Source organism: Mesorhizobium sp. M0001, assembly GCF_040324255.1.
In the GTDB taxonomy this organism is placed as follows: Bacteria; Pseudomonadota; Alphaproteobacteria; order Rhizobiales; family Rhizobiaceae; genus Mesorhizobium.
Map to the genome: position 1 here is coordinate 185275 of NZ_JAMYVS010000010.1, position 22439 is coordinate 207713.

The window sequence follows — 22439 nt, forward strand, 5'->3', positions numbered from 1 at the left end:
TAACGGCAAAACCGATTGGACTTTTTCCGGCGCCATGAGCCTCAATTCCATTCCTGATTTCTTTGTCTATGGCGAGCCGGTGCGGCCGCTCGATGTCGGCTTCCTGCATGTCGAGACGGTGCTTGCGCGCAGCAACATTCATCTCGGCCAGGTTGCCGCGCACAAGCATCCGCAAATGGGCCAGATCACCTACTGGACAAGCGGCTCCGGCACTTATCGCATCGAAGACCAATCCTGGGACTTTTCGGCACCGTCCGTCAGCTTCGTGCCGAGCACTATCGTGCATGGCTTCTCGATCGGGCCCGGCACCGACGCCATCGTCGTTTCGGTCGCCGATGATGCGCTTGCGGCAATAGCAGCTCACAGCCTGCTGCCATTGGACCGGCCCGTCTTTGCCGATAGCCTTCCTCAGCACGTCGCGTGGAAAAGGCTTGCGGCGGTGCTGGAGATGATCGCCACCGAATATGCCGAGGCGCAGGCCGGGAGTGACAAGACCCTGCCGGCGCTGATTGCCGTCGCGCTCTCGCACATCGCGCGTCTTGGTCCCGAGGTAATGGATCCCACTGGCTCTTCCGATGCTGCATTGGCGCGCGGCTTGCGCCGCCTGGTCGATGCGCATTTCCGCGACAACTGGCCCGTCGACCGCTACGTCGGGGCGCTGGCCACGACACCGCATCTTCTCGACAAGGCCGCCCATACGGTGCTTGGCAGCGGCGTCAAGCGACTCATGGGGGAGCGACGGTTGCTGGAGGCCAAGCGCTTGCTGCTATTCACCGTGCGCACCGTCGAGGACATCGCCTACGAAATCGGCTTCGAAGATCCGGCCTATTTCTCACGCTTCTTCCGGGAGCGGGTTGGCCAGGCGCCCGCCGCCTGGCGCCGCGCGCAGCTGGGGCAGAGTTGAAGCTTCCGCGCCGGCCAGGATCAGGCGTTTGGGCCGACACGCCGGCCAGGCACGGCGCCGCCGAGTTGATCCACCTGTTGATAGGTGTTGCCGCGCAGCATTACCCCGCGCACGGCGCGGCGCATCGAGATTGATGTCGCCGCGAAACTTGCTGGTGTTTTTTGTCGCTTCCAAACGGTTCGTTATTTGAACCACCGTTTGATGTGCTATGAGCGGACTGCAAGGTGGATTGGCTTTCGTCCCATGCGAAGTATCTTGAGGATGCACGATGAGCACAGTCGGCAAAGCGATATCGCTGCTGGAGCAGTTCACGCTCGGCGAACCGGAGATCGGCCTGTCCGAGCTCGCCCGCAAAACCGGCCTCGACAAGGCAACGGCGCGGCGCCTGCTGATGGCGCTGGCCGACCACCGCCTGATCGAACAAGAGCCGGCAAGCCGCCGCTACCGGCTCGGCGCCGGCCTGTCGCGGCTGGCCCGCTTTCGCGACGCGCATTTTCCCTTCGTGCGCGTGGCAGCACCTGTGGTTCGCGAGCTGGCGCTGGAAACCGGCGAGACGGTGCATCTGTCGGAATTCAGCGCCGGCGCACTGCTGACGGTCCATGTCGAGCTCTCGGCAAAGGCCAACCGGGTCAATGTCGATGTCGGCCAGGTGCTGCCCTTGCACGGCACCGCCTCCGGCATCGCCTTTCTCGCCGCTTCGCCTCGGGAAGCGGCCGAGGCCTATGTCGACAAGCCGTTGCCGACCTTCACGCCACACACGGTGACGCAGCCCGAAAGGCTGATGAAGGCGATCCGGCTTGCCGCCAAGCGCGGCTATTCCTCGAGCTCCCAAGGCTATGAAGAAGGCGTGCACAGCATAGCCGCGGCAATCCTCGGCTCCGATGGGCGTCCTCTCGGTGCGCTCGCGGTGGCCTCGCCTGTGTCACGCGCCGATGACAGCATGGCAGCCAGCCAGGGCGAAGCGGTGATCCAGGCGGCGCGGCTGATTTCAGCGCGCCTGGCCGGCGAAGCCTGACATCTCTACCGTCGCAGGGGAGATGATTAGCGGGTTAAGTTCCCAGCGGCGCACCGGCCTTGCCGCGAGACCGGAACGCTTCGTCTGGGACAGGCGGCTGGAGCGCAGCAAGGAAGAATTGTTGTCGCCCGCCCGCGCGTCGCCCACGATCTCGGAAATCGCCTTTGCCTGCGGGTTCAATTCGAGTGCGCATTTTTCGCGCGCGTTCGAGAGCCGGTACGATGTGGCCCGCGGGAGTTGCGCCAGAGGCTGAGGGCGGTGGTGCATTAAGGGGTGGGCCGTTTGCCGGATCTTGGAGAGCGCCGTAGCTCGCCGAAAGCCGGCATCCGGCAGCAAGTTCTACATATTGGCAGCGGTTGGCCGCACGATCACTTCGTTGACGTCGACGCCATCGGGTTGATCAAGCGCAAAACGGATCGCCCGTGCAATGGCGTCCGGTGTGAGCGACTTCTGCCGCCATTCTTTCAGAGCCGTGGCGACCTGAGGATCGCTGATATCGTCGCCCAGTTCGGTTGCGGTCACTCCGGGGGAGATGATCGTGGCGCGGATGTCGTCATGCTCCTGCCGCAGCCCCTCCGTGATTGCCCAGACGGCATATTTCGTGCCGCAATAGACCGCCGCGGTGGGCAGCACGATATGCGCGCCGACCGAGGCGACATTGACGATATGCCCATTCTTCTGGGCGACGAAGCGCGGCAGCACCGCGGCGATCCCGTTCAGCACGCCGCCGATGTTGACATTGATCATGCGAGACCACTCATCGCGCTTCAGCGCGGCAAGCGGCGACAGCGGCATGACGCCGGCATTGTTGACCAGCACATCGATCTGCCCGAATTCGGCATGAGCGGCATCGGCAAAGGCGTCGAAATTCGCCGCGTCAGTCACGTCGAGTTCGCGCCACGCGACGCCTTTGCCTATTTCTGCGGCCAGCGCCTTGAGCCGCTCGGTGCGGCGGGCCCCGATGAACAGTCTGGCGCCGGCACCGGCAAGTTCCCGAACCGTCGCTTCGCCGATGCCGCTGGAGGCGCCGGTGATGAGTACAACCTTGTCTTTAAGTCCCGTCATGATCGTTCCTTTTTCGCTGCGGTGACGGGGAGATAGATGGCGCGAACCGGCAAAGGCCGGTAGCGTGATCGTCCAAAGAGTTTGCACGATCCTCCAAATGAACTCGAAATGCCTTGCAACATTTCGCGCCATGAAGATTTATGCGGCATGGAGAAAATCAATGAACTCGCCGAGCTGATCACCCGCTTTGCGCCGAAATCTGGCATGGCCGGCACTGCGGTGCCGCGGCTGTCGCTCATTCGCGCCAACCAGCCCAGTGCACCCGTGCCTGCGGTCTACGAGGCGTCGCTTTGCATAATCGCCCAAGGATCGAAGCGCGTCTCGCTGGCCGACCAGAGCGTGGTCTATGACGCATCGAGCTACCTGCTCGTCTCGGTCGACCTGCCGCTGGTCGGGCATGTGTTGGAGGCGAGCCCGGCGGCGCCCTACCTCTGTTGCAAGATAGATTTTGATTCCACCGCGCTGGCCGAACTGCTTGTGAAAGAAGGACGTGCATCCCCCAGCAGGGATCTGCCGGTGTTAGCTGCCTATCCAAGTGACCCCGACCTGATTGATGCCGCCTGTCGGCTTGTCAGGCTGCTCGATCGCCCCGAGAGCGTCACCGTGCTGGCGCCGCTGATCGAACGCGAAATCCTTTACCGGCTCCTCACCGGACCGCACGGTGACACGCTTCGCCAGATGGCGTCGGTGGACAGCCACCTGAACCAGGTCAGCCGCGCCATCGCCACGATCCGCAATCATTTCCAGGCACAACTGCGCATCGAAGAGATTGCGGCGGCATCAGGCATGAGCGCGTCGTCCCTTCATGCCCATTTCAAGGCGATTACGCGCATGACCCCGCTCGAATACCAGAAGCAGCTGCGCCTGCAGGAGGCGCGAAGGATTATGCTTGCCGGCGGCGCAAACGCAGGCACGGCCGGGTTCGCGGTGGGCTATGACAGCCCTTCGCAGTTCAGCCGAGAATATCGTCGCCTGTTCGGTGCGCCGCCCCGGAAAGATATTGACCGCCTTCAGGCAACACCCAGTTCGGCTGCGGCTTATTGAGTTTTCCGAGCGGCATGCGCCAGCCATGGCTGGTCAGGAGCCAGCCGCCTCCAGGTGGCGAAGCGTCCGATCATGCTCGGTAGAACTCCCGGTACCATTCGACAAAGCGCGGAACCCCTATTTCGATCGGGATTTTGGGCTTGAAGCCGGTCGCCTCCTCGAGCGAGCTGACATTGGCGAAAGTTGCCGGAACGTCGCCTGGCTGAAGTGGCCTGAGGTTGCGGTTTGCCTTGCGTCCCAGCGCGTCTTCGAGCACCTCGATCAATCGGTTCAGTTGAACGGGCGAATTGCCGCCGATGTTGTGAATCCTGAACGGGGCGTTGCTGGTCGCTGGGTCTGGCGCGACACTTTTCCACTCAGGATTGGGTGTCGCGGGTTGCTGCATGACGCGGATAATACCTTCGACAATGTCGTCGATATAGGTGAAATCCCGCTGCATGTTGCCATAGTTGAAGACCTCGATCGGCTCGCCGGCGAGGATAGCCTTGGCGAAGATGAACAGCGCCATGTCCGGCCGCCCCCACGGACCATAGACGGTGAAAAAACGCAGCCCGGTGGTCGGCAGTCCAAACAGATGGCTGTATGTGTGCGCCATCAGCTCGTTCGCCTTCTTGCTTGCGGCGTAAAGGCTGAGCGGATGGTCCGCCGGATCGTGCACGGAAAACGGCATGCGGGTGCTGCCGCCATAAATCGAACTCGACGATGCATAGACCAGATGGCCGACGGACGCCTGCCGGCATCCTTCCAGGATGTTGACAAAGCCGCTGAGGTTGCTTTCCACATAGGCGTGCGGATTGCTGATCGAATAGCGTACGCCGGCTTGCGCCGCGAGATTGACGACAACCTCCGGCGCGGCCGAAAGGAAGAGCTCCGAAATACGGTCCCGCTCCGTGAGATCGGCATGCTCGAAACAAAAATTCGAAAACGCTTTCAGCCGCTCGAGACGAGCCTGCTTCAGGCTGACGTCATAATACTCGTTCATGGAGTCGAGGCCGATAACCTGGCCTCCTTCGGCAAGCAGCCTCAGGCAAAGATGAAACCCTATGAACCCGGCTGCGCCGGTGATCAGTATCGGCCTGCTTGATGTCACTGCATATCCTAGCGTTAATTTCAGGCGAGCTTTACAAGCTCCAGTATTTTATGTTGTCGGGAACTTCATTGGGCTTGATGGCCGACTTGACATCGAACAGTGTCCCCCCCGGCCTGATCATTTGAAAAAGACGCGCTCTTTCGTTGGTGAGATATTGCCTGTGAGGCACCGCCAGAACAAGCGCCTGCAAATCGTTTATCTCATCGAGCGGCAGGATTGTTTCGCCGTGATCACGCCGAGCGGTTTCGACATCGGCAAGGGGATCATGGACTTTGGGGACAATTCCGAACTGCCTTAGTTCCTTGACCATGTCGAAAACGCGGCTGTTGCGCAAATCCGGCACGTCCTCCTTGAATGTCAGCCCGAGAATGCCGACAGAAGCCCCTTTGACGGGCGTGTCAGAACCAATCAGCCGTTTGACAACCTGCTGGGCGACGAAGGCCCCCATGCCGTCATTGATGCGACGTCCGGCGAGGATGATCTGCGGATGGTAACCTTCGGCCTCGGCCTTGGCGGTCAAATAATATGGATCGACGCTGATGCAGTGGCCGCCGACGAACCCCGGTTTGAAGGGAAGGAAGTTCCATTTCGTCGACGCAGCATCAAGAACATCCTGCGTCCGGATATCGAGCCGCTCGAAGATCATTGCCAGTTCGTTCATCAGCGCGATGTTCAGATCGCGCTGGGTGTTCTCGATAACCTTCGCTGCCTCGGCCACCTTGATCGACGGGGCGCGGTAGACGCCGGCATCGATGATACGGCCATAAACGTTCGCGACGCGCTCCAGCGTCTCGTTATTCTCGCCGGAGACGACTTTGACGATCTTTTGCAGCGAGTGTTCCCGATCGCCGGGGTTGGCGCGTTCGGGCGAATAGCCGAGGGCAAAGTCGCGGGGATGTCGCAGGCCGGAAACCTGCTCGATGATCGGCCCACAGAAATCTTCGGTCACACCTGGATAGACTGTCGACTCAAAAACGACGACGGCGCCTTTGCTCACCGCCTCGCCGACGAGTTCGGACGCCAGTTTCAAAGAAGCTAGATCGGGAGCGCGATTTGCGTCGATAGGGGTTGGCACGGCGACGATGAAGAAAGTAGCGCCTTTCAACATCTCCCGGTCGGTGGTCAGCCCTATCGAGGTCTCCTTGAGCGCCGTTGCGTCAACTTCCCCCGTACGATCGACGCCGCCACGCAATTCCCCGATCCGACGCTCGCTGATGTCAAAAGCTATGGTGCCGGGGAAAACCTTCCCAAAGGCAATGGCTACCGGCAGGCCGACATAACCCAGGCCGATAACTGCAATGCGTTCGGACATCCGTGGGGTTCCTCGAGCCACCTGTTGAGCCGACGTGCTTGTATGGCAGGCTGTTGGCCAATTCAACGATGCTCTATCGCGAAGAGGAATGTCTCACGAAAAATGGTCGTTGCCATTTTCATGTTGCCATCCGCCGATGCCATCGATGTTGTGGATAAAATCCAGCAGGACCGGTTTCGAGCCACTCTCTGCTGCGGATTGGGGTGAACCGTCAGGTTCTGCCGGCCATCTACGCAGCGGCGGCCCTGACGACAGGGCTGATATTCTCTGCTGCCAATCCATAGGCCACTATCGGCCTCAATCGTGCCTTCTGATCAAACCAAATGCCGGGATCGGAATTCGCATCGGCACCGAGCGGATCTGCGAAATTTCAGTTTGGTCCTTGTGCATTGGCTGCGGACACGTCGTATCCTGCGTGTGGCGACCGATATCTGGTCGATCAGCATTTGCCTGGGAGCAGAAATTGGCCAGACTCTATGACAGCCGCAGACGCATTCTCGTTACCGGGGGCGCAGGGTTTATCGGCTCGCATCTTATTGACCGCCTGTTGGAACGAGGCGACGAAATCTTGTGTGTCGACAACCTTTTCACCGGATCAAAGCGCAATATCGACCATTTGGCCAAGCATCCCCGCTTCGAATTCATGCGCCATGACGTGACCTTTCCGCTCTACGTCGAAGTCGATGAGATTTACAACCTGGCGTGTCCGGCCTCGCCTGTTCACTACCAGTACGACCCGGTTCAGACGATCAAGACCGCCGTGCACGGCGCCATCAATGTTCTTGGATTGGCAAAGCGGCTGAAATGCAAAGTCTTTCAGGCCTCCACCAGTGAGGTCTATGGTGACGCGTCTGTGCATCCGCAGCCCGAGAGTTACTGGGGCAATGTAAACCCGATCGGGCCGCGCTCATGCTACGATGAAGGCAAACGCTGCGCCGAAACGCTGTTCTTCGACTATCACCGACAACATGGCTTGTGGGTCAAGGTCGCGCGGATTTTCAATACGTTCGGGCCGCGCATGCACCCGGCAGACGGCAGGGTTGTCTCAAATTTCATCGTGCAGGCGCTTCGTGGTGAACCGATAACCATTTTCGGCGACGGCTCACAGACAAGGTCGTTTTGCTACGTCGACGACCTGGTGAGCGGCATGCTGCGCCTCATGGATACGGGGCCGGAGGTGACCGGTCCAGTAAACATCGGCAATCCAAGGGAAGTAACGATCAGGCGCTTGGCCGAACTGACGACGCAGATGACCGGATCAGGTTCGGATATAATTTACCGCGATCTTCCGCAAGACGATCCGCGGCACCGCCAGCCCGATATCACCCTTGCCAAAAGGCTTGTCGGCTGGGAGCCGACGGTGACTTTAGAAGCCGGGCTGCAACAGACGATCGACTATTTCAAAGCCCTGCTGCCGAAGGTTTCCACAAACTCGCCTTGACCCGGCACCGCAGTGCAACCGTCAAGTCTGACCGATCACCGTCGTGGTAGCGACGCCTTTTGCAGTCGACTCCGGTAGGCTTGAAGTTTTTCGAATTCTAATTATTTTAAGCTTGAAATTATTTTGAAGATCCATGGCGCTTCATCCGTCCGAGCCGGGACACCGGCATTTGGCGGAGAGCAGAAGGAGGAGGAAGATTTGCCGTTGTTCCGGATTAAAACTCCATGAACACAGCACGATTTTCCGAGAGTGTCACAGGCAAGATCGTCGATGGCGTTCTCATCGTCACGATCGAAAATCCGCCGGTCAACGCGCTGTCCCTCCATGTCAGGGCCGGACTGATGGCTGCGCTTGGGCGTGCGGCGTCGGATGAAGTGTCTGCCGTGGTGCTGACCGCCATTGGGCGCACCTTCATCGGTGGCGCCGATATCAAGGAATTCGGCAAGCCCGCTATCGGGCCCACACTGCCTGACGTGATCGAAGCGATGGAGAGCTTCGCCAAACCGATCGTTGCGGCAGTAGGCGGCGCGGCGCTCGGCGGCGGCTGCGAGATTGCGCTGGCCTGCCACTACCGGGTGGCCAGCAAGGCGGCCAGCTTCGGCCTGCCCGAGGTCAAGCTCGGGTTAGTGCCCGGGGCCGGCGGAACCCAACGCCTGCCCCGCCTCATCGGCACGGTCGCCGCAATTGACCTGATCGGCACGGGTCGGCCCGCAAATGCCGACGAAGCTCTCGCTCTCGGTCTGATCGATACCATTGCGGACGATCTTCCCGAAGGCGCGCTCGATGTCGCCCGCCGTCTCGTTGGCCAACCGCTGCGGCGCACGGGTGCGCTTTCCGTCCCGCGCTCGCAACCTGAGGCCGACGCGGCAGCCGCAAGAAAGGTGCTTTCCCGCAGCCGTGGACAGATCGCGCCTGCAGAGGCCGTGAGACTGGTCCGGGCCGCGTCCACGGCCAGACTTGAGGACGGTCTTGTGCACGAACGCGCGACCTTCCTGCGCCTCCGGGATTCTCGCGAGGCGGCAGCGTTGCGCCACGTCTTCTTTGCCGAGAGGCAAGCCAGCAAAGTCGACAGGCTGGAGGGTATCACGCCTCGCAAGGTCGAGACCGTCGGTATCGTCGGAACCGGCCTGATGGGTGCAGGCATCGCGGTCTCGGCCTTGAATGCCGGCTATCGCGTAATCGGCATCGAGCAGAACGACGACGCCGCGGCAAAAGGATACGAGCGGATCGCCGGCCTTCTCGACAAGTCGGTCCAATCCGGCCGACTCACCGATCATGCCCGCAGGGAGGCGCTGAGCCGGTTTGAAGCGGCCAGTGACGCCGGCAGGCTGGTGCAGGCCGATCTGGTCATCGAGGCAGTGTTCGACGATCTCGCGGTAAAAACCGAACTCTTCCGGAAGCTTGATCGTATCGTCCGCCCCGACGCCATACTGGCGACCAACACCAGCTACCTCAACCCCGACGAGATCGCCTCGGCAACCGCCCGGCCCGAACGGATCGCCGGCCTGCATTTTTTCTCCCCGGCCAACGTCATGCGGCTCACCGAAGTGGTGGATTGCGCGGCGACGGCGCCCGATGTGCTCGCCTCGGCTATCGCGTTCGTCAGGAAGCTCGGCAAGCTGCCTGTCGTGTGCGGCGTTACCGAGGGTTTCATCGGCAACCGCCTCTATTCGGCCTACCGCCGCGAGGCGGAGTTCATGGTGGAGGATGGCGCAGCACCGGAAGAGGTGGATGCCGCGCTGGAGGCCTGGGGCTTCCCGATGGGGATCTTCGCGGTCAACGACATGGCTGGGCTGGAGATAGCCTGGGCGCGGCGCAAGCGACAGGCGGCGATGCGCGATCCGCAAGCACGTTATGTCGAGATCGCCGACCGGCTGTGCGAGGCCGGCCGCTTCGGCCGCAAGACCGGGCGCGGCTGGTACGATTATTCCGACGGCGAGCGCAGGAGCGACCCGCAAGTGGCCGCGCTGATCGAGGCCGTTCGGGCGGCCAAGGACATCGTGCCGCGCCGCTTTTCGCCCGATGAGATCGTCACGCGCTTGCTGGCGGCAATGGCCGACGAGGGCAAGGCATTACTCGCCGAAGGCATCGCGGCGCGTGCCTCCGACATCGATCTGGTGATGATCAACGGCTATGGCTTCCCGGCCCACAAGGGCGGGCCGATGTTCCGCGCCGGAGAGGTTTAAGGACCAGCTACGACAGCCTTGCGATGACGGCGCGCAGTGCCTCGCCGAAACGCCTGACCTCGTCGACCGTGTTGTAATGGACCAGCGAGGCGCGGATGGCGCCGCTGTCCATCGACAGGTTGAGACGCTTCATCAGCCGGGGCGCATACATATGGCCGTCGCGGATGCCGATCTGCATGTCAGCCATTTCCTCGACGATCCGCTGCGGCGACAGCTTGCCGATGTTGAAGCAGAATGTCGGCACGCGTTCGTTGATGCGGGCTTCCTCGGCGACGCCGTAGATCGTGGCATTGCATCCCTTGAGCACGGCGAGCATCTCACGCGCCAGGAGCACTTCGTAATCGCGGATGGCGCCCATGCCGGCAACGATGTTGTCGCGCCGCGAGCGGTTGTTGGAGGGCGCCAGATTGCGGCCGATCAGTTCCAGGTACTGCACTGCGGCATCCATGCCCGAGACGTTCTCGTAGATGAAGGTGCCTGCCTCGACCTTGTAAGGCGGCTCGTCGGGGATGAAATCCTCGCGGAAGGTCGGCAGCCGCTTCAGCGTTTCGAAGCGGCCCCACAGAAAGCCCATATGCGGCGAGAAATTCTTGTAGCCGGAGCAGACGAGATAATCACAGTCCCAGGCCTGCACGTCGATCAGCCCGTGCGGTCCGTAATGCACGCAGTCAAGGAACACTTCGGCGCCGGCCGCATGCGCGATCGCGGCCACCGAAGCGACTTCGACGATCGAGCCGATCGAATGCGCGGTCACCGTGCAGGCGACGAGACGGGTGCGATCGGAAACCAGCGGCTTGAGGTCGTCGACATGCAGGTTGCCGTCCTCGCGCATGCGCCACCATTTGAACTTGGCTCCGGCGGGCTCCAGCGCCAGCCACGTGGCGATGTTGGCGTCGTGGTCCATATCGGTGATGACGATCTCGTCGCGCTCTGTGTCCTTGGCCAGCATCTGGCCGATGCCGAGGCTGACCAGGCGAATGAACGAGGTGGCGTTCATGCCGAAGCAGATTTCCGACGGACTGTAGGCGTTGATCAGCAAGGCCACGCTCGTCCGAGCATCCGCAACCGATTGGTCGACCGTGACCGAGCGCCCATAGCGACCACCACGCTGCACATTGTACGAGACCAGGTGATTGGTCACCGCGTCGAGCACGCTCTGCGGGATCTGCGCGCCGGCGGCGTTGTCCATGAAGATGAAATCACCGGCGCGCTGCAAGGCCGGAAACATGGCGCGGATGGTGTCGACCGGAAAGCCGCCGGCGGCTTGGGAATTGCTCAACTGTATCTCCTGCGAATGGCTTGGGAAGCGGGACGGTTGATGAGGTCAGCGCGTCTTCTCGGTCTTGAAGCGGTCTTCGAGCAGGCTGACGAGGCGGACCATCGGCCAGAGGAAGATGAGATAGACCAAAGCGGCGCCGATCAGCGGCGAGGGATTGGCATAGAGCGACTGCGCGTTGGTCGCTTCCTTCAACAGTTCAGGCAGCGCAACGGTGGAAGCGAGCGACGTGTCCTTGAACATCGAGACGCAATTGCTGGTCATCGGCGGGATGACGACGCGGATCGCCTGCGGCAGCACCACCTTGCGCAAGGTCAAAAGGAAAGGCAGGCCGAGCGCCTGTGCTGCCTCGAATTGGCCTTTCGGAATGCTCTCAATGCCGGAGCGGAACACTTCTGCTGAATAGGCCGACATGATGATGGCGAACGCCGTCACGGCGGAGGCCCAGGACGACAGACGGATGCCGAGGAAGGGCAGCGCATAATAGATCAGGATCAGCACCACCAGCACCGGCAGGGCGCGGAAGATGTCGGTGTAGCCGACCGCCAGCCAGCGCAGCGGCTTCGGCGCATAGAGCCGCAACAGGCTGATCCCCAGGCCGATGGGAATGCCGATGCCGATACTCAAAATGCCGAGCAGCAGCGTGTTCAGGAAGCCACGCAACAGCGCCGGCAGGCTGGACATTATCACGTCAGGATTGAAGAAGGTGTCGATCAGCGACATGGAGCGTTCCCGAACCCCAGAGCAAAGGATGCTCAAGTTAAAACCAATCGACCTTGCCTCCGATGAGGCTATCCGTGTGGCAGCAGGCGCCGGAGCGTGAAATGAATCGTGCCGGCCTGGGAGCCGGCACGATTTAAGTGCATTGCCGGTCAGGCCTTGGGCAGCGGCATTTCCTTGACCGTCGAGGAATCGGCTGGCGCGTCGCTGCCGAACCACTTCTTGTGGATCGCGGCCAGCGTTCCGTCCTTCTTCATCGCGGTCAGCGCGTCGTTCAGCTTGCCGAGCAGCGGATGGTCCTTGCTCATCATCAGGCCGTACTGTTCGCCGGTCTTGATGCGCTGCTTGACCTTCAGGTCCTTCATCTTGGTGAAGGAGTATTCCATGCCCGGAATATCGCTGACGGCGGCGTCCACGCGGCCCGCGCTGAGGTCGAGCAGAAGATTCTGCTGCGTGTCATAGCCCTTCACGTCGCTGTAGCCGTCAGCCTCCTGATGCGCCTTGACCCAGGTCTCGCCGGTCGAGCCTGAAAGCACGCCGACGATCTTGCCCTTGAGGTCGGCCTCGGTGTTAACAGCGCTATCGGTCTTCGTCGCAATGCCCATGTCGGAGTCATAATAGGGCTGGGTGAAGGACAGCGTTTTCAGTCGCTCCGGCGTGATGGTGATGGAGGAGATCGCGACATCGATGCGGTTGGAACTGACAGCCGCGAACAGCGCCTGGAAGCCGAGGTCGGCAATGTCGGTGGTCATGCCGGCACGCTTGGCCGCTTCGTTGACGATGTCGACTTCAAAGCCCTCGAACGTGCCGCTCTCGTTCTTGTATTCGAAGGGCGGATTGGTCGGGTAGGCGCCGACATTGAGCACATCGGCGGCAAAGGCGGTGGCCGGGCCGGCAGCGATGCCGATCGTGGCGGCGAGAAGAAGCAGGTTGCGACGAGTGAAGCTCATTTTGTGTTCCCTCTGGTTGTGATCGGGCGGGTTTGCTCCCGCACGGTTTGTTGCCGTCCCACCTCCCAGCGGGGCGTCAATTTATGGCGGCGACCATGCGCTCGAGCGCGGTCGCTATCTGGTCGCGTTCACGGCACACGCACATCCGCAGGAAGGCCGCTGCCGAATTTCCAAAGAGGTGGCCGGGAGCCAGCCCGACGCGCGCCGTCTCCAGTATCCTGGCGCAGGCCTGCCGGGCGTCGCTTTCGCCGTCCATGGCAAAGAAGGCATACATGCCTCCGCGCGGTTTCGTCGGCAGGATGATGCCGGGAATCTGGGCCAGCCTGTCATAGGCAAGGTCGAGGCCGGTTTTGATCCGCTGCCTGATCTCCTCGACCAGCGGCTCGCCTTGGCGGATGGCGGCGACAGCGCCTGCCTGGATAGGCGCGGCGGTGCCGCTGTTGATGTACTGCGTCATGGCGCCAAGCTGGTCGGCCACCCCCGACGGATGCGTCAGCCAGCCGATGCGCCAGCCGGTCATCGCCCACGCCTTCGAAAAACTGTTGACCGACAGCACCCGGTCGCCATCCTCGGCGATCTGCAGGATGGAAGGAGCAACATTGCCGTCGAAATAGAGCCGGCCATAGACCTCGTCGGAGATGATCCAGATGCCGGTGCGCCGGCTGAAGTCGAGCAGCGCCTGCATCTCCTCGCGCGACGCGGTCCAGCCGGTCGGGTTGGACGGCGTCGACAGGAAGATCGCGCGTGTGCGCGCATCGCAAGTGGCGAACAGCCGGTCGAGATCGAGATGCCAGTCGCCCTTGAAGTCGAGCGAAAACGGCCTTGGCTCGCCGCCGATCAGATGGATGGAGTTGTGGATGTTGGGCCATTGCGGCGCGACATAGACGACGTTGCTGCCGGTATCGACCAGCAGTTCCAGCGCCAGGTACAGCGCCTGCATGCCGCCGGGCGTGACCGTGGTGCGCGCAATCGGGATCGTCCGGCCGTGAATGCGCGTTTGGTATTCCGACAGCGCCTCGTTCAGTAGGGGGTGCCCACGCATGTTAGGGACGTAGAACGTCTGGCCTTCATCGAAGGCGGCCTTCGCCGCGTCGCGGATGAAAGCGGGCGTCACGATGTCGCCTTCGCCGTACCAGAGCGCGATCACGTCGCCCAGTTCTCGGGCGCGCACGGCAAGGTTGGCAATGTTTTCGGTGTGCAGGTCACGGATCTGGGCACGTACGCCGTCGAAAGCATAACGCGCGCTGGACGATGACTGGGGCAGTATGAACGACAAGGACTGAAACCCCTCCCACCCGGAGCACCGCGACGGACTGCCCGGCAAGCCCCACCGGCACGACAGTCGCCATCGAGTTTGGATGCTATCCAATGTGCTGCGCTTTTCAAGGAAAAAGTTTTAAGCTTAAAAAGTTTTTGCCCGATCCCGCCCGTCTACCGCAGCTCGGCGCGCGCAGCGGTGCAGTTGGCCGCAGCGCCGGCGCCAAGAAACATCGTATCGCTGGCCAGCACGAAGAAGCTCGCGCCGATAGCGGCCCACTGGCTGATCGTCTGTGGGCTGGCGCAAAATATACCCGATGTCCTGCCATGCGCGACGGTCGCGCGGATGATCCTTGTGATCGCCTCATTGAGCTTGTCCACGCCTTTGGGCCCGATCGCATCGATCGACACGGAGAGATCGCCTGGGCCGACGAAGACCACATCGATGCCGTCTATGGCCGCGATCGCCTCGATGTTGGCCAGCCCCTCCGATGTCTCGACTTGGACCGCGACGACCACCCTGTCATTGGCCGCGGCCAGATATTCGGGAATGCGATAGCCATAGCTGGCCGCGCGGCCAGGCCCGACGCCGCGCTCGCCCAGCGGCGGATAGCGCGAGGCTTTCACCGCCGCCTCGGCCTGAGCAGCGGTCGAGACGCGCGGCACGAGCACGCCTTGTGCGCCGCTGTCGAGCGCCGCCTGGATAGCTTCCGGCGCATGACCGGGAACACGCACCATGGCCGGCACGCGATGCACGTCGGCCGCGCGCACCATGGTTTCGATCGTGTCGCGCGCGATCTGGGCATGTTCCCAGTCGATGCAGACGAAGTCGAGGCCGGTGAGCGCCATCACTTCGACGGCGACGGGATGGGGAATAGCGGCGAAGGAGCCGACGAGATTGGTCTTGCCGATGCACTTCTGACGGAACGCGCTCATATCCATCCCCCTTTTTTCCCCTCCGAATTGATATCCGCAATCGGCGGCGAGGCGAAGCTATTTCAGGCTTGAAATATTTTTGCGCGGGCCTAGCGTGTCGGTCTCTCGCCACGAGTTCCCATGATGATCAAAACGCATCCCCTGCACGGCTCGAACAAACTGAAGCTCGGCGTCTTTTCGACCAATGCCGATGGCGGTCTGGCCATCACCGATGTGCCGGAACGCTGGACGGCAAGCTGGCAGGACAATCTGACGGCGGCGCAGATCGCCGACCGCGCCGGGCTGGAATTTATGCTTCCGATCGCGCGCTGGCGTGGCTTTGGCGGCCGCAACAAGGTGCGCGAATGGTCGTTCGAGACCTTCACCTGGGCAGCAGCTCTGGCGGTGGCCACCGAGCAGATCGGCCTGTTCATGACCGTGCATGTGCCGCTGGTGCATCCGCTCTATGCCGCCAAGGCGCTGGCAACTGTCGACCATATCAGCCAGGGCCGCGCCGGCTTGAACATCGTCTGCGGCTGGAACCCGAAGGAATTCGGCATGTTCGGCACGCCTTTGGTCGAGAAGGGCTACGACCAGGCCGCCGAATGGATCGAAATCCTGGAAAAGCTCTACGCCTCGGACCAGCCTCTGGACTATGAAGGCACATACTATCGCCTCAAGGAGGCGGTGAGCCGGCCGGCGAGCCTGCAGGTTCCACGCCCGGTGACCATGAACGCTGCTTTCGGTGGCCCGGGCCGGGATTTCGCCGCCGCCCGATGCGATTATCTGTTCACGACCTTTTCGGAAATGAGCGATGCCGGCAAGCATGTCGCCGACATCAGCGAGCGGGCCGACAAGGTTGGCCGCAACGTCGGCGTCTACACGGTGGCGCATGTCGTCTGCCGTCCAACCATGGAAGAGGCGCAGGCCTACTACACGCGCTATGCCGTCGATCTGGTCGACCACGATGCGGTCGATGCTCATATGGCAGGCAAGAAGGAGTTCTCGCAGTCGCATGACCCGCATGCCTATGACCGCTACCGGCAGCGTTTCGCCGGCGGCGCCGGCACCTACCCGCTGGTTGGAACGCCGGAAACGATTGCCGCCGAGATGGCGGCAATAGCCGGGCATGGCTACCAGGGCATCGCGCTGTCGTTCGTCAACTACACCCAGGAACTGCCCTATTTCTGCGACCACGTATTGCCGCTGCTGAAGCGGGCGGGGCTGCGCTGCTGACAATCCGGGAATAACGAATTCGTTAATCCGGAATGACGGCGGTTGCCTGAATTTCGATCTTGGCGCGATCTTCCACCAGCGCCACCACCTGCATGGCGGCCATCGCTGGGAAATGCCGGCCGATCACCTCGCGATAGGCCTCGCCTATACCCTTGAGATTGCCGAGATATTCGGCCTTGTCGGTGAAATACCAGGTCATCGTGGTGATGTGCCGTGGCTCCGCGCCGGCTTCCGCCAGCACGGCGACGATGTTTTGCAGCGTCTGCCGCACCTGGCCGGCGAAATCGTCGGTTTCGAACTGGCACTGCCCGTTCCAGCCGACCTGTCCGCCCACGAAGACGAGCCTGCCGCGCGCAGCAATGCCGTTGGCGTAGCCGACCGGTTTCGCCCAGCCCTCCGGCTGCAGGATCTCGTGCATTTTCAAGCCTCCCCGGTATTCTTAAAACCAAATCTCAAAATCAAATACGTCGCTGTCAGGCCGCGCCCATCACCTGCCGTGCGATCACCACCTTCTGCACATCGGATGCGCCCTCGTAGATGCGTAGCGCGCGGATCTCGCGATAGAGGCTCTCGACGATATGGCCCTTGCGGACGCCGTCCCCCCCATGCAACTGCACAGCCTTGTCGATCACCTCTTGCGCCTTGTCGGTGGCGAACAGCTTAGCCATCGCCGCCTCGCGGGTGACACGAGCCGCGCCCATGTCCTTGGTCCAGGCAGCGCGGTAGACCAGCAGCGCCGCGGCATCGATGTCCAGCGCCATGTCGGCGATATGGCCTTGCACCATCTGCAGCTCTGCCATCGGAGCGCCGAAAAGTTTGCGCTCGGCCACCCTGCTGATGCTTTCGTCCAGCGCCCGGCGGGCAAAGCCGAGTGCCGCCGCGCCGACCGTCGATCGGAACACGTCAAGCACCGACATGGCGATGCGGAAGCCGTCTCCCGGTTTGCCGATCAGCGCCGAGGCCGGTACCCGGACCTGGTCGAAGGAGAGCCGCGCCAGCGGATGCGGCGCGATCACTTCAAGCCGCTCGGCGATGCCGAGTCCCTTGGTGTCTGCAGGCACGAGAAACGCGGAAAGCCCCTTGGCGCCCGGCGCCTCGCCGGTGCGCGCAAAGACGACGTAGAGATCGGCGATGCCACCGTTGGATATCCAGGTTTTTTCACCCGACAGAATATAATCGTCGCCATAGCGCGTCGCAGACATTTCCATATTGGCGACGTCCGAGCCTGAACGCGGCTCCGACAACGCGAACGCCGAGATCGCCTTGCCGGCCCTGGTCTTTGCCAGCCATTGCTGCTGGCCGGGCGTGCCGAACAGGCTGAGCGCGCCGGTGCCGAGGCCCTGCATGGCGAAGGCGAAGTCGGCCAGGCCGTCATGGCGCGCCAGCGTCTCGCGCGTGATGCACAAAGTGCGGACATCGAGTGGTCCGGGATTGTCGGTATCGAGCGCCGTCGGCTTCAGCCAGCCGTCGCGGCCAAGTTTGGCCACAAGCTCACGGCAGGCGGCATCGACGTCATGGTGATCGACCGGCAGGTTCCTGGCGCACCAGGCATCAAGGCGCTCGGCGAGTTCGCGGTGGCGATCTTCAAAGAACGGCCAGCTGAGGAAACTCTTGTCAGCCATCAATTGCCCTCGAACACCGGTTTTTCCTTGGCGACTAAAGCCTTGTAGGCGCGCTCGAAGTCACGCGTCTGCATGCAGATCGCCTGCGCCTGCGCTTCCGCTTCGATCGCCTGGTCGAGGCCCATCGACCATTCCTGGTTGAGCTGCGTCTTGGTGATGCCGTGCGCGAAGGTCGGGCCGGAGACGATGCGCGCCGCCATCTCGAGCGCGTCGGCCTCGAGCACTGCGGCATCGACCAGCCTGTTGTAGAAGCCCCAGCGCTCGCCTTCCGCCGCCGTCATCGTGCGGCCGGTGTAGAGCAATTCGGCGGCACGGCCCTGGCCGATGATGCGCGGCAGGATCGCGCACGCGCCCATATCGCAGCCGGCAAGCCCGACGCGGGTGAACAGGAAAGCGGTCTTGGCCTCCGGCGTGGCGATGCGGATGTCGGCGCTCATGGCGATGATGGCGCCGGCGCCGACCGCGACCCCGTCGACCGCCGCGATGATCGGCTTGCCGCAATTGAGCATCGCCTTGACGAAATCGCCGGTCATGCGGGTGAAGGCGAGCAACTCCTTCATGTCCATCTTGACCAAGGGGCCGATAATGTCGTGGACATCGCCGCCAGAGCAGAAATTGCCGCCATTGGGCAGGAACACCACGGCGTCGACGTCGTCGGCATAGACAAGATCGCGGAACGTATCGCGCAGTTCCGCATAGCTGGCGAAGGTCAGCGGATTCTTGCGCTCCGGCCGGTCGAGCCGCACCCTGGCGATCCTGCCTTCGACTTCCCAAAGGAAGTGCTTCGGCTTGAGGCCGGCCATCGAACTCATTCGCGTCCCTCCCAGTTGCTGCGGAACGAGGTCAGCATGCCGGTCAGCCGGCGCGCATCCTCCTCGCTGACCTTGGCCAGCAATTCTCCGATCCAACCCTCATGCGCCGCGGCCATTGCGGCAAAAGATTTGGAACCCTCGTCGGTCAGTCGCACCATGGATGTGCGGCGATCGCCATTGCGGCGCGCGCGCGCGACCACCCCTTCCGAAACCAGCCGGTCGACAATGCCGGTGACATTGCCGTTGGATACCAGCAGGAAGCGCGACAGATCGCTCATCAGCATGCCTTCCGGCGCGCGGTAGAGGGCGGCCATGACGTCGAAACGCGGCAGTGTCGTATCGAATTCCTTCTTCAGGCGCTCGCGCAGCTCGGCCTCGATCGTGCGCGAGGCGCGCAGCAGCCTGATCCAGAGACGCAGCCGGTCCTTGCCGGGTCCCGACGGCGCGGGCAATGGGCCGGCTACCATGTTTCGCCTCCTGAGATCGAAATCGCTTGTCCGGTAATCGACGCAGCCGCATCGCCGCACAGCCAGAGCACCGCCGCGGCAACTTCCTGCGGCTGGATGAAACGGCCTTGCGGGTTGGTCGAGGCAAGGCTCGCCCGCGCCTGCTCGACTGAGCGGCCGGTCTTTTCGACGACGCGCTGAATGGAGTCCACCAGCATGTCGGTCTCTACGAAGCCCGGGCAAACGGCGTTGACGGTCACGCCGGATTTCGCCGTCTCGGCCGCCAGTGCCCGCATCAGCCCGACCACCCCATGCTTGGCCGCCACGTAGGGCGCGACATAGGCGTAGCCTTTCAGCCCTGCGGTCGAGGCGACGAAGACGATCCGGCCCGCCTTGCGCGCGGCCATGCCGGCCAGCGCCGGCTTCACCGTCAGGAAGGCGCCGGTCAGATTGACGTCGAGCGTCCGCTGCCAGTCGGCAAGCGAGGTCTTGTGCGCCGGCGTGCTGCCGGCCATGCCGGCATTGGCGACGACGATGTCGAACGGGCCGCGCACGGCTTCCGCTTGCGCGTAGAGCGATGTCACCGCCGCCTCGTTGGCAACATCGGCTGACATGGCGTGGATGCGGTCGTTCTCGCCAGCCACCTTGGCAAGCTCGGCCTCGCGCCGCCCGCATATGGTCACCTCTATGCCGGCCTCGGCCAGCACGAGTGCTATGGCCCGGCCGACGCCGGAGCCGCCGCCAGTGACCAGCGCATGCTTGCCTGAAATCGCCAAGGCCGTCGTCATACTTTCAGCCCCGCCGCCGCATCGCGCTCGGCCAGCCGGTAGATCTGGTCGCGTCCGGGCAGATAGGGATCCGGCCATTTGACACCACGATCACCGAGCGTCACGGCCGCATGCAGCGTCCAGTAGGGATCGGCGAGATGCGGCCGTGCCAGGGCCACCAGGTCGGCGCGGCCGGCCATCAGGATCGAATTGACATGATCCGGCTCGTAGATGTTGCCGACCGCCATCGTCGCCATGCCGACCTCGTTGCGGATGCGGTCCGAGAACGGCGTCTGGAACATTCGGCCATAGACAGGCTTGGCGGCAATCGAGGTCTGGCCTGCCGAGACGTCGCATATGTCGACGCCGGCTTCGTGCAGCATCCGCGCGATCTCCACCGCATCGGCCGGCGTCACACCTTCGATGCCGACCCAATCATTGGCCGAAATTCGCACCGAGATCGGCTTTCGCGTCGGCCAGGCGGCGCGCACCGCATGGAAGATTTCCAGGGGATAGCGCATGCGATTTTCCCGCGAACCGCCATACTCATCCGTGCGCTGGTTGGTGACCGGCGTGATGAAGGACGACAGCAAATAGCCATGCGCGGCATGGATCTCGAGCATGTCGAAACCGCAGCGATCTGCCATCTCGGTGGACGCGACGAACTGGTCACGCACCTCGTCCATGTCGGCGCGGTCCATGGCTTTCGGCACCTGATTCTCAGGCGACCATGCAATCGCCGAGGCCGCCATGACCGGCCAATTGCCCGAGGCGAGCGGCACGTCGGTGCCTTCCCACCCGACACGGGTCGAGCCCTTGGCCCCGGAATGGCCAATCTGGGCGCAGATTTTCGCCTCGGTCTCGGTGTGGACGAAATCGACCAGCCGCTTCCACGCCACCTCATGTTCGGACGCATAGAAGCCGGGACAACCGGGCGTGATGCGTCCTTCCGGGCTGACGCAGGTCATCTCGATATAGACAAGCCCGGCGCCGCCCTTGGCACGCTCGGCATAGTGGGCGAAATGCCAGTCGGTCGGGCAGCCATCGACTGCCTTGTACTGCGCCATCGGCGAAACGACGATGCGGTTGTTGAGCTGCATGTCGCGCAGTTTGAACGGCGCGAACATCGGTGCCCGGCGCTGCCTGTTGCCGCCTGCCCCTGCCTGGCGCTGGAACCATTCCTCGGCGCTTTCAAGCCATTTGGCATCGCGCAGCCGCAAATTCTCGTGGCTGATGCGTTGCGAGCGGGTCAGCAGCGAATAATTGAACTGCACCGGATCGAGGCCGAGATAGCGCTCGACCTCCTCGAACCACTCCAGCGAATTGCGCGCCGCCGACTGCAGCTTCAGCACCTCGGTGCGGCGCGCATCCTCATACTTGCGGAAGGCGGCGTCGAGGTCCGGTTCGGTTTTGACATATTCGGCCAGCGCCACCGCGCTTTCCAATGCGAGCTTGGTCCCGGAGCCGATCGAGAAATGTGCCGAGGCCGCCGCGTCGCCCATCAGAGCCAGGTTCTTGTAGGACCAGCGTTCGCACAGCACGCGCGGGAAATTGATCCAGGCCGAACCTCTGATGTGATTGGCATTGGTCATCAGCGCGTGGGCGCCGAGATGTTTCTCAAAGATGCGCTCGCAGACGGCGATGGATTCCTGCTGCGACATGGCGCCGAAGCCGAAGGCAGCCCAGGTCTGTTCGCTGCACTCGACAATGAAGGTCGCTGTCTCGCTGTCGAATTGATAGGCGTGCGCCCACACCCAGCCATGCTCGGTCTTCTCGAAGATGAAGGTGAAGGCGTCGTCGAATTTCTGGTTGGTGCCGAGCCAGACGAATTTGCATTTGCGGGTGTCGATGTCGGGCTTGAAGACTTCGACAAAGTTGTTGCGCGCCCTTGAGTTCAGCCCATCGGCGGCGACGACCAGATCATGCGTCTCCATATAGGGCTGAGGGTCGGCGATATCGCTCTCGAACATCAGCCTCACGCCAAGTTCGCGCGCGCGTCGCTGCAGCAGGACCAGAAGCCGCTTGCGGCCGATGCCACAGAAACCGTGGCCCGACGAGACCGTGCGCACGCCGTCATGGATGACGGCGATGTCGTCCCAATAGGCGAAATGCTTCTTGATCCAGACAGCGCTGACCGGGTCATTTTTGGCAAGGTTGTCGAGTGTTTCGGCCGACAGCACGACGCCCCAGCCGAACGTATCGTCGGCGCGGTTGCGCTCGAACACCGTGACCTCGTGGGCGGCGTCCCGCAGCTTCATTGAAATGGCAAAGTAGAGGCCGGCTGGTCCGCCACCGAGAACCGCAACCTTCATCCGTGCGATCTCCTCTTCGCTTGCTGCATCTCAAGTATCGCGCCGGAGATAAAATATTTCAAGCTTAAA

Annotated in this window: 21 protein-coding genes; 7 read left to right on the forward strand and 14 right to left on the reverse strand. The window is 62.4% G+C overall.

The features are described from left to right. The first annotated feature begins 34 nt into the window (after positions 1 to 34). The 3 genes from NKK50_RS24610 (at position 35) to NKK50_RS24620 (ending at position 2172) form a co-directional block, all read left to right on the forward strand. Positions 35 to 904, forward strand: a complete 870-nt coding sequence (locus NKK50_RS24610) for a helix-turn-helix domain-containing protein (protein ID WP_023745660.1) — start codon at positions 35 to 37, stop codon at positions 902 to 904. Positions 905 to 1172: 268 nt separating this feature from the next. Further along, positions 1173 to 1919, forward strand: a complete 747-nt coding sequence (locus tag NKK50_RS24615) for an IclR family transcriptional regulator (protein WP_023667822.1) — start codon at positions 1173 to 1175, stop codon at positions 1917 to 1919. 22 nt (positions 1920 to 1941) lie between these two features. Then, positions 1942 to 2172 carry a helix-turn-helix domain-containing protein gene (locus NKK50_RS24620; protein WP_023708113.1) on the forward strand — a complete coding sequence of 77 codons (231 nt, stop codon included), beginning with the start codon at positions 1942 to 1944 and terminating at the stop codon, positions 2170 to 2172. Positions 2173 to 2258: 86 nt separating this feature from the next. Here the strand turns inward: NKK50_RS24620 and NKK50_RS24625 are convergent, their stop codons facing one another. Beyond that, positions 2259 to 2984 (reverse strand): SDR family oxidoreductase, encoded by a 726-nt coding sequence (locus NKK50_RS24625; protein WP_023682721.1) that lies wholly within the window; start codon positions 2982 to 2984, stop codon positions 2259 to 2261. A gap of 147 nt (positions 2985 to 3131) precedes the next feature. Between NKK50_RS24625 and NKK50_RS24630 the strand changes: the two genes are divergently transcribed. Beyond that, positions 3132 to 4028 (forward strand): AraC family transcriptional regulator, encoded by an 897-nt coding sequence (locus NKK50_RS24630; protein ID WP_023667819.1) that lies wholly within the window; start codon positions 3132 to 3134, stop codon positions 4026 to 4028. Between the two features lie 70 nt (positions 4029 to 4098). Here the strand turns inward: NKK50_RS24630 and NKK50_RS24635 are convergent, their stop codons facing one another. After that, positions 4099 to 5118 carry an NAD-dependent epimerase gene (locus tag NKK50_RS24635; protein ID WP_023667818.1) on the reverse strand — a complete coding sequence of 340 codons (1020 nt, stop codon included), beginning with the start codon at positions 5116 to 5118 and terminating at the stop codon, positions 4099 to 4101. Between the two features lie 31 nt (positions 5119 to 5149). After that, positions 5150 to 6430, reverse strand: coding sequence for a nucleotide sugar dehydrogenase (locus NKK50_RS24640; RefSeq protein WP_023686926.1), 1281 nt, complete (start codon positions 6428 to 6430; stop codon positions 5150 to 5152). Between the two features lie 463 nt (positions 6431 to 6893). Here NKK50_RS24640 and NKK50_RS24645 point away from each other — a divergent pair, with 463 nt between their 5' ends. After that, a complete protein-coding gene (locus NKK50_RS24645) occupies positions 6894 to 7871 on the forward strand; it encodes a UDP-glucuronic acid decarboxylase family protein (RefSeq protein WP_023667815.1) in 978 nt (325 codons plus the stop codon). A 224-nt stretch (positions 7872 to 8095) separates the two neighbouring features. Next, the gene (locus tag NKK50_RS24650; protein ID WP_023699851.1) at positions 8096 to 10057 is read left to right on the forward strand and encodes a 3-hydroxyacyl-CoA dehydrogenase NAD-binding domain-containing protein; all 1962 of its coding nucleotides are present in this window, start codon (positions 8096 to 8098) and stop codon (positions 10055 to 10057) included. Between the two features lie 7 nt (positions 10058 to 10064). Here NKK50_RS24650 and NKK50_RS24655 read toward each other — a convergent pair whose 3' ends face one another. The 5 genes from NKK50_RS24655 to NKK50_RS24675 all read right to left on the reverse strand — a co-directional run bounded on the left by NKK50_RS24655 (position 10065) and on the right by NKK50_RS24675 (position 15196). Next, positions 10065 to 11336, reverse strand: a complete 1272-nt coding sequence (locus NKK50_RS24655; protein WP_352543966.1) for a cysteine desulfurase-like protein — start codon at positions 11334 to 11336, stop codon at positions 10065 to 10067. Positions 11337 to 11381: 45 nt separating this feature from the next. Next, positions 11382 to 12056, reverse strand: coding sequence for an amino acid ABC transporter permease (locus NKK50_RS24660; protein WP_023667812.1), 675 nt, complete (start codon positions 12054 to 12056; stop codon positions 11382 to 11384). A 149-nt stretch (positions 12057 to 12205) separates the two neighbouring features. Further along, on the reverse strand, positions 12206 to 13003 hold the full coding sequence (locus NKK50_RS24665) for an ABC transporter substrate-binding protein (RefSeq protein ID WP_023682726.1): 798 nt from the start codon (positions 13001 to 13003) through the stop codon (positions 12206 to 12208). Positions 13004 to 13079: 76 nt separating this feature from the next. Beyond that, positions 13080 to 14279 carry a pyridoxal phosphate-dependent aminotransferase gene (locus NKK50_RS24670; protein ID WP_352543967.1) on the reverse strand — a complete coding sequence of 400 codons (1200 nt, stop codon included), beginning with the start codon at positions 14277 to 14279 and terminating at the stop codon, positions 13080 to 13082. Positions 14280 to 14434: 155 nt separating this feature from the next. Continuing rightward, positions 14435 to 15196 carry an HpcH/HpaI aldolase family protein gene (locus tag NKK50_RS24675; RefSeq protein ID WP_352543968.1) on the reverse strand — a complete coding sequence of 254 codons (762 nt, stop codon included), beginning with the start codon at positions 15194 to 15196 and terminating at the stop codon, positions 14435 to 14437. A 123-nt stretch (positions 15197 to 15319) separates the two neighbouring features. Between NKK50_RS24675 and NKK50_RS24680 the strand changes: the two genes are divergently transcribed. Then, entirely contained in the window at positions 15320 to 16411 is a 1092-nt protein-coding gene (locus NKK50_RS24680) for an LLM class flavin-dependent oxidoreductase (RefSeq protein WP_352446560.1), read from the forward strand. Between the two features lie 22 nt (positions 16412 to 16433). Here the strand turns inward: NKK50_RS24680 and NKK50_RS24685 are convergent, their stop codons facing one another. From NKK50_RS24685 to NKK50_RS24710, 6 genes are read right to left on the reverse strand one after another with little or no spacing between them, the layout of a single operon-like run. Then, a complete protein-coding gene (locus tag NKK50_RS24685; RefSeq protein ID WP_023682729.1) occupies positions 16434 to 16829 on the reverse strand; it encodes a RidA family protein in 396 nt (131 codons plus the stop codon). A gap of 55 nt (positions 16830 to 16884) precedes the next feature. Then, positions 16885 to 18033 carry an acyl-CoA dehydrogenase family protein gene (locus NKK50_RS24690; protein ID WP_023834922.1) on the reverse strand — a complete coding sequence of 383 codons (1149 nt, stop codon included), beginning with the start codon at positions 18031 to 18033 and terminating at the stop codon, positions 16885 to 16887. Then, the gene (locus NKK50_RS24695) at positions 18033 to 18845 is read right to left on the reverse strand and encodes an enoyl-CoA hydratase family protein (protein WP_023834923.1); all 813 of its coding nucleotides are present in this window, start codon (positions 18843 to 18845) and stop codon (positions 18033 to 18035) included. The genes NKK50_RS24690 and NKK50_RS24695 overlap by 1 nt, the downstream gene beginning before the upstream one ends. After that, entirely contained in the window at positions 18842 to 19312 is a 471-nt protein-coding gene (locus NKK50_RS24700) for a MarR family winged helix-turn-helix transcriptional regulator (RefSeq protein WP_023667803.1), read from the reverse strand. The genes NKK50_RS24695 and NKK50_RS24700 overlap by 4 nt, the downstream gene beginning before the upstream one ends. Next, a complete protein-coding gene (locus NKK50_RS24705) occupies positions 19306 to 20079 on the reverse strand; it encodes an SDR family NAD(P)-dependent oxidoreductase (protein ID WP_023834924.1) in 774 nt (257 codons plus the stop codon). The genes NKK50_RS24700 and NKK50_RS24705 overlap by 7 nt, the downstream gene beginning before the upstream one ends. After that, positions 20076 to 22370: a bifunctional salicylyl-CoA 5-hydroxylase/oxidoreductase gene (locus tag NKK50_RS24710; protein WP_352543969.1), complete on the reverse strand. Its 2295-nt coding sequence runs from the start codon at positions 22368 to 22370 to the stop codon at positions 20076 to 20078. The genes NKK50_RS24705 and NKK50_RS24710 overlap by 4 nt, the downstream gene beginning before the upstream one ends. Positions 22371 to 22439 lie beyond the last annotated feature (69 nt).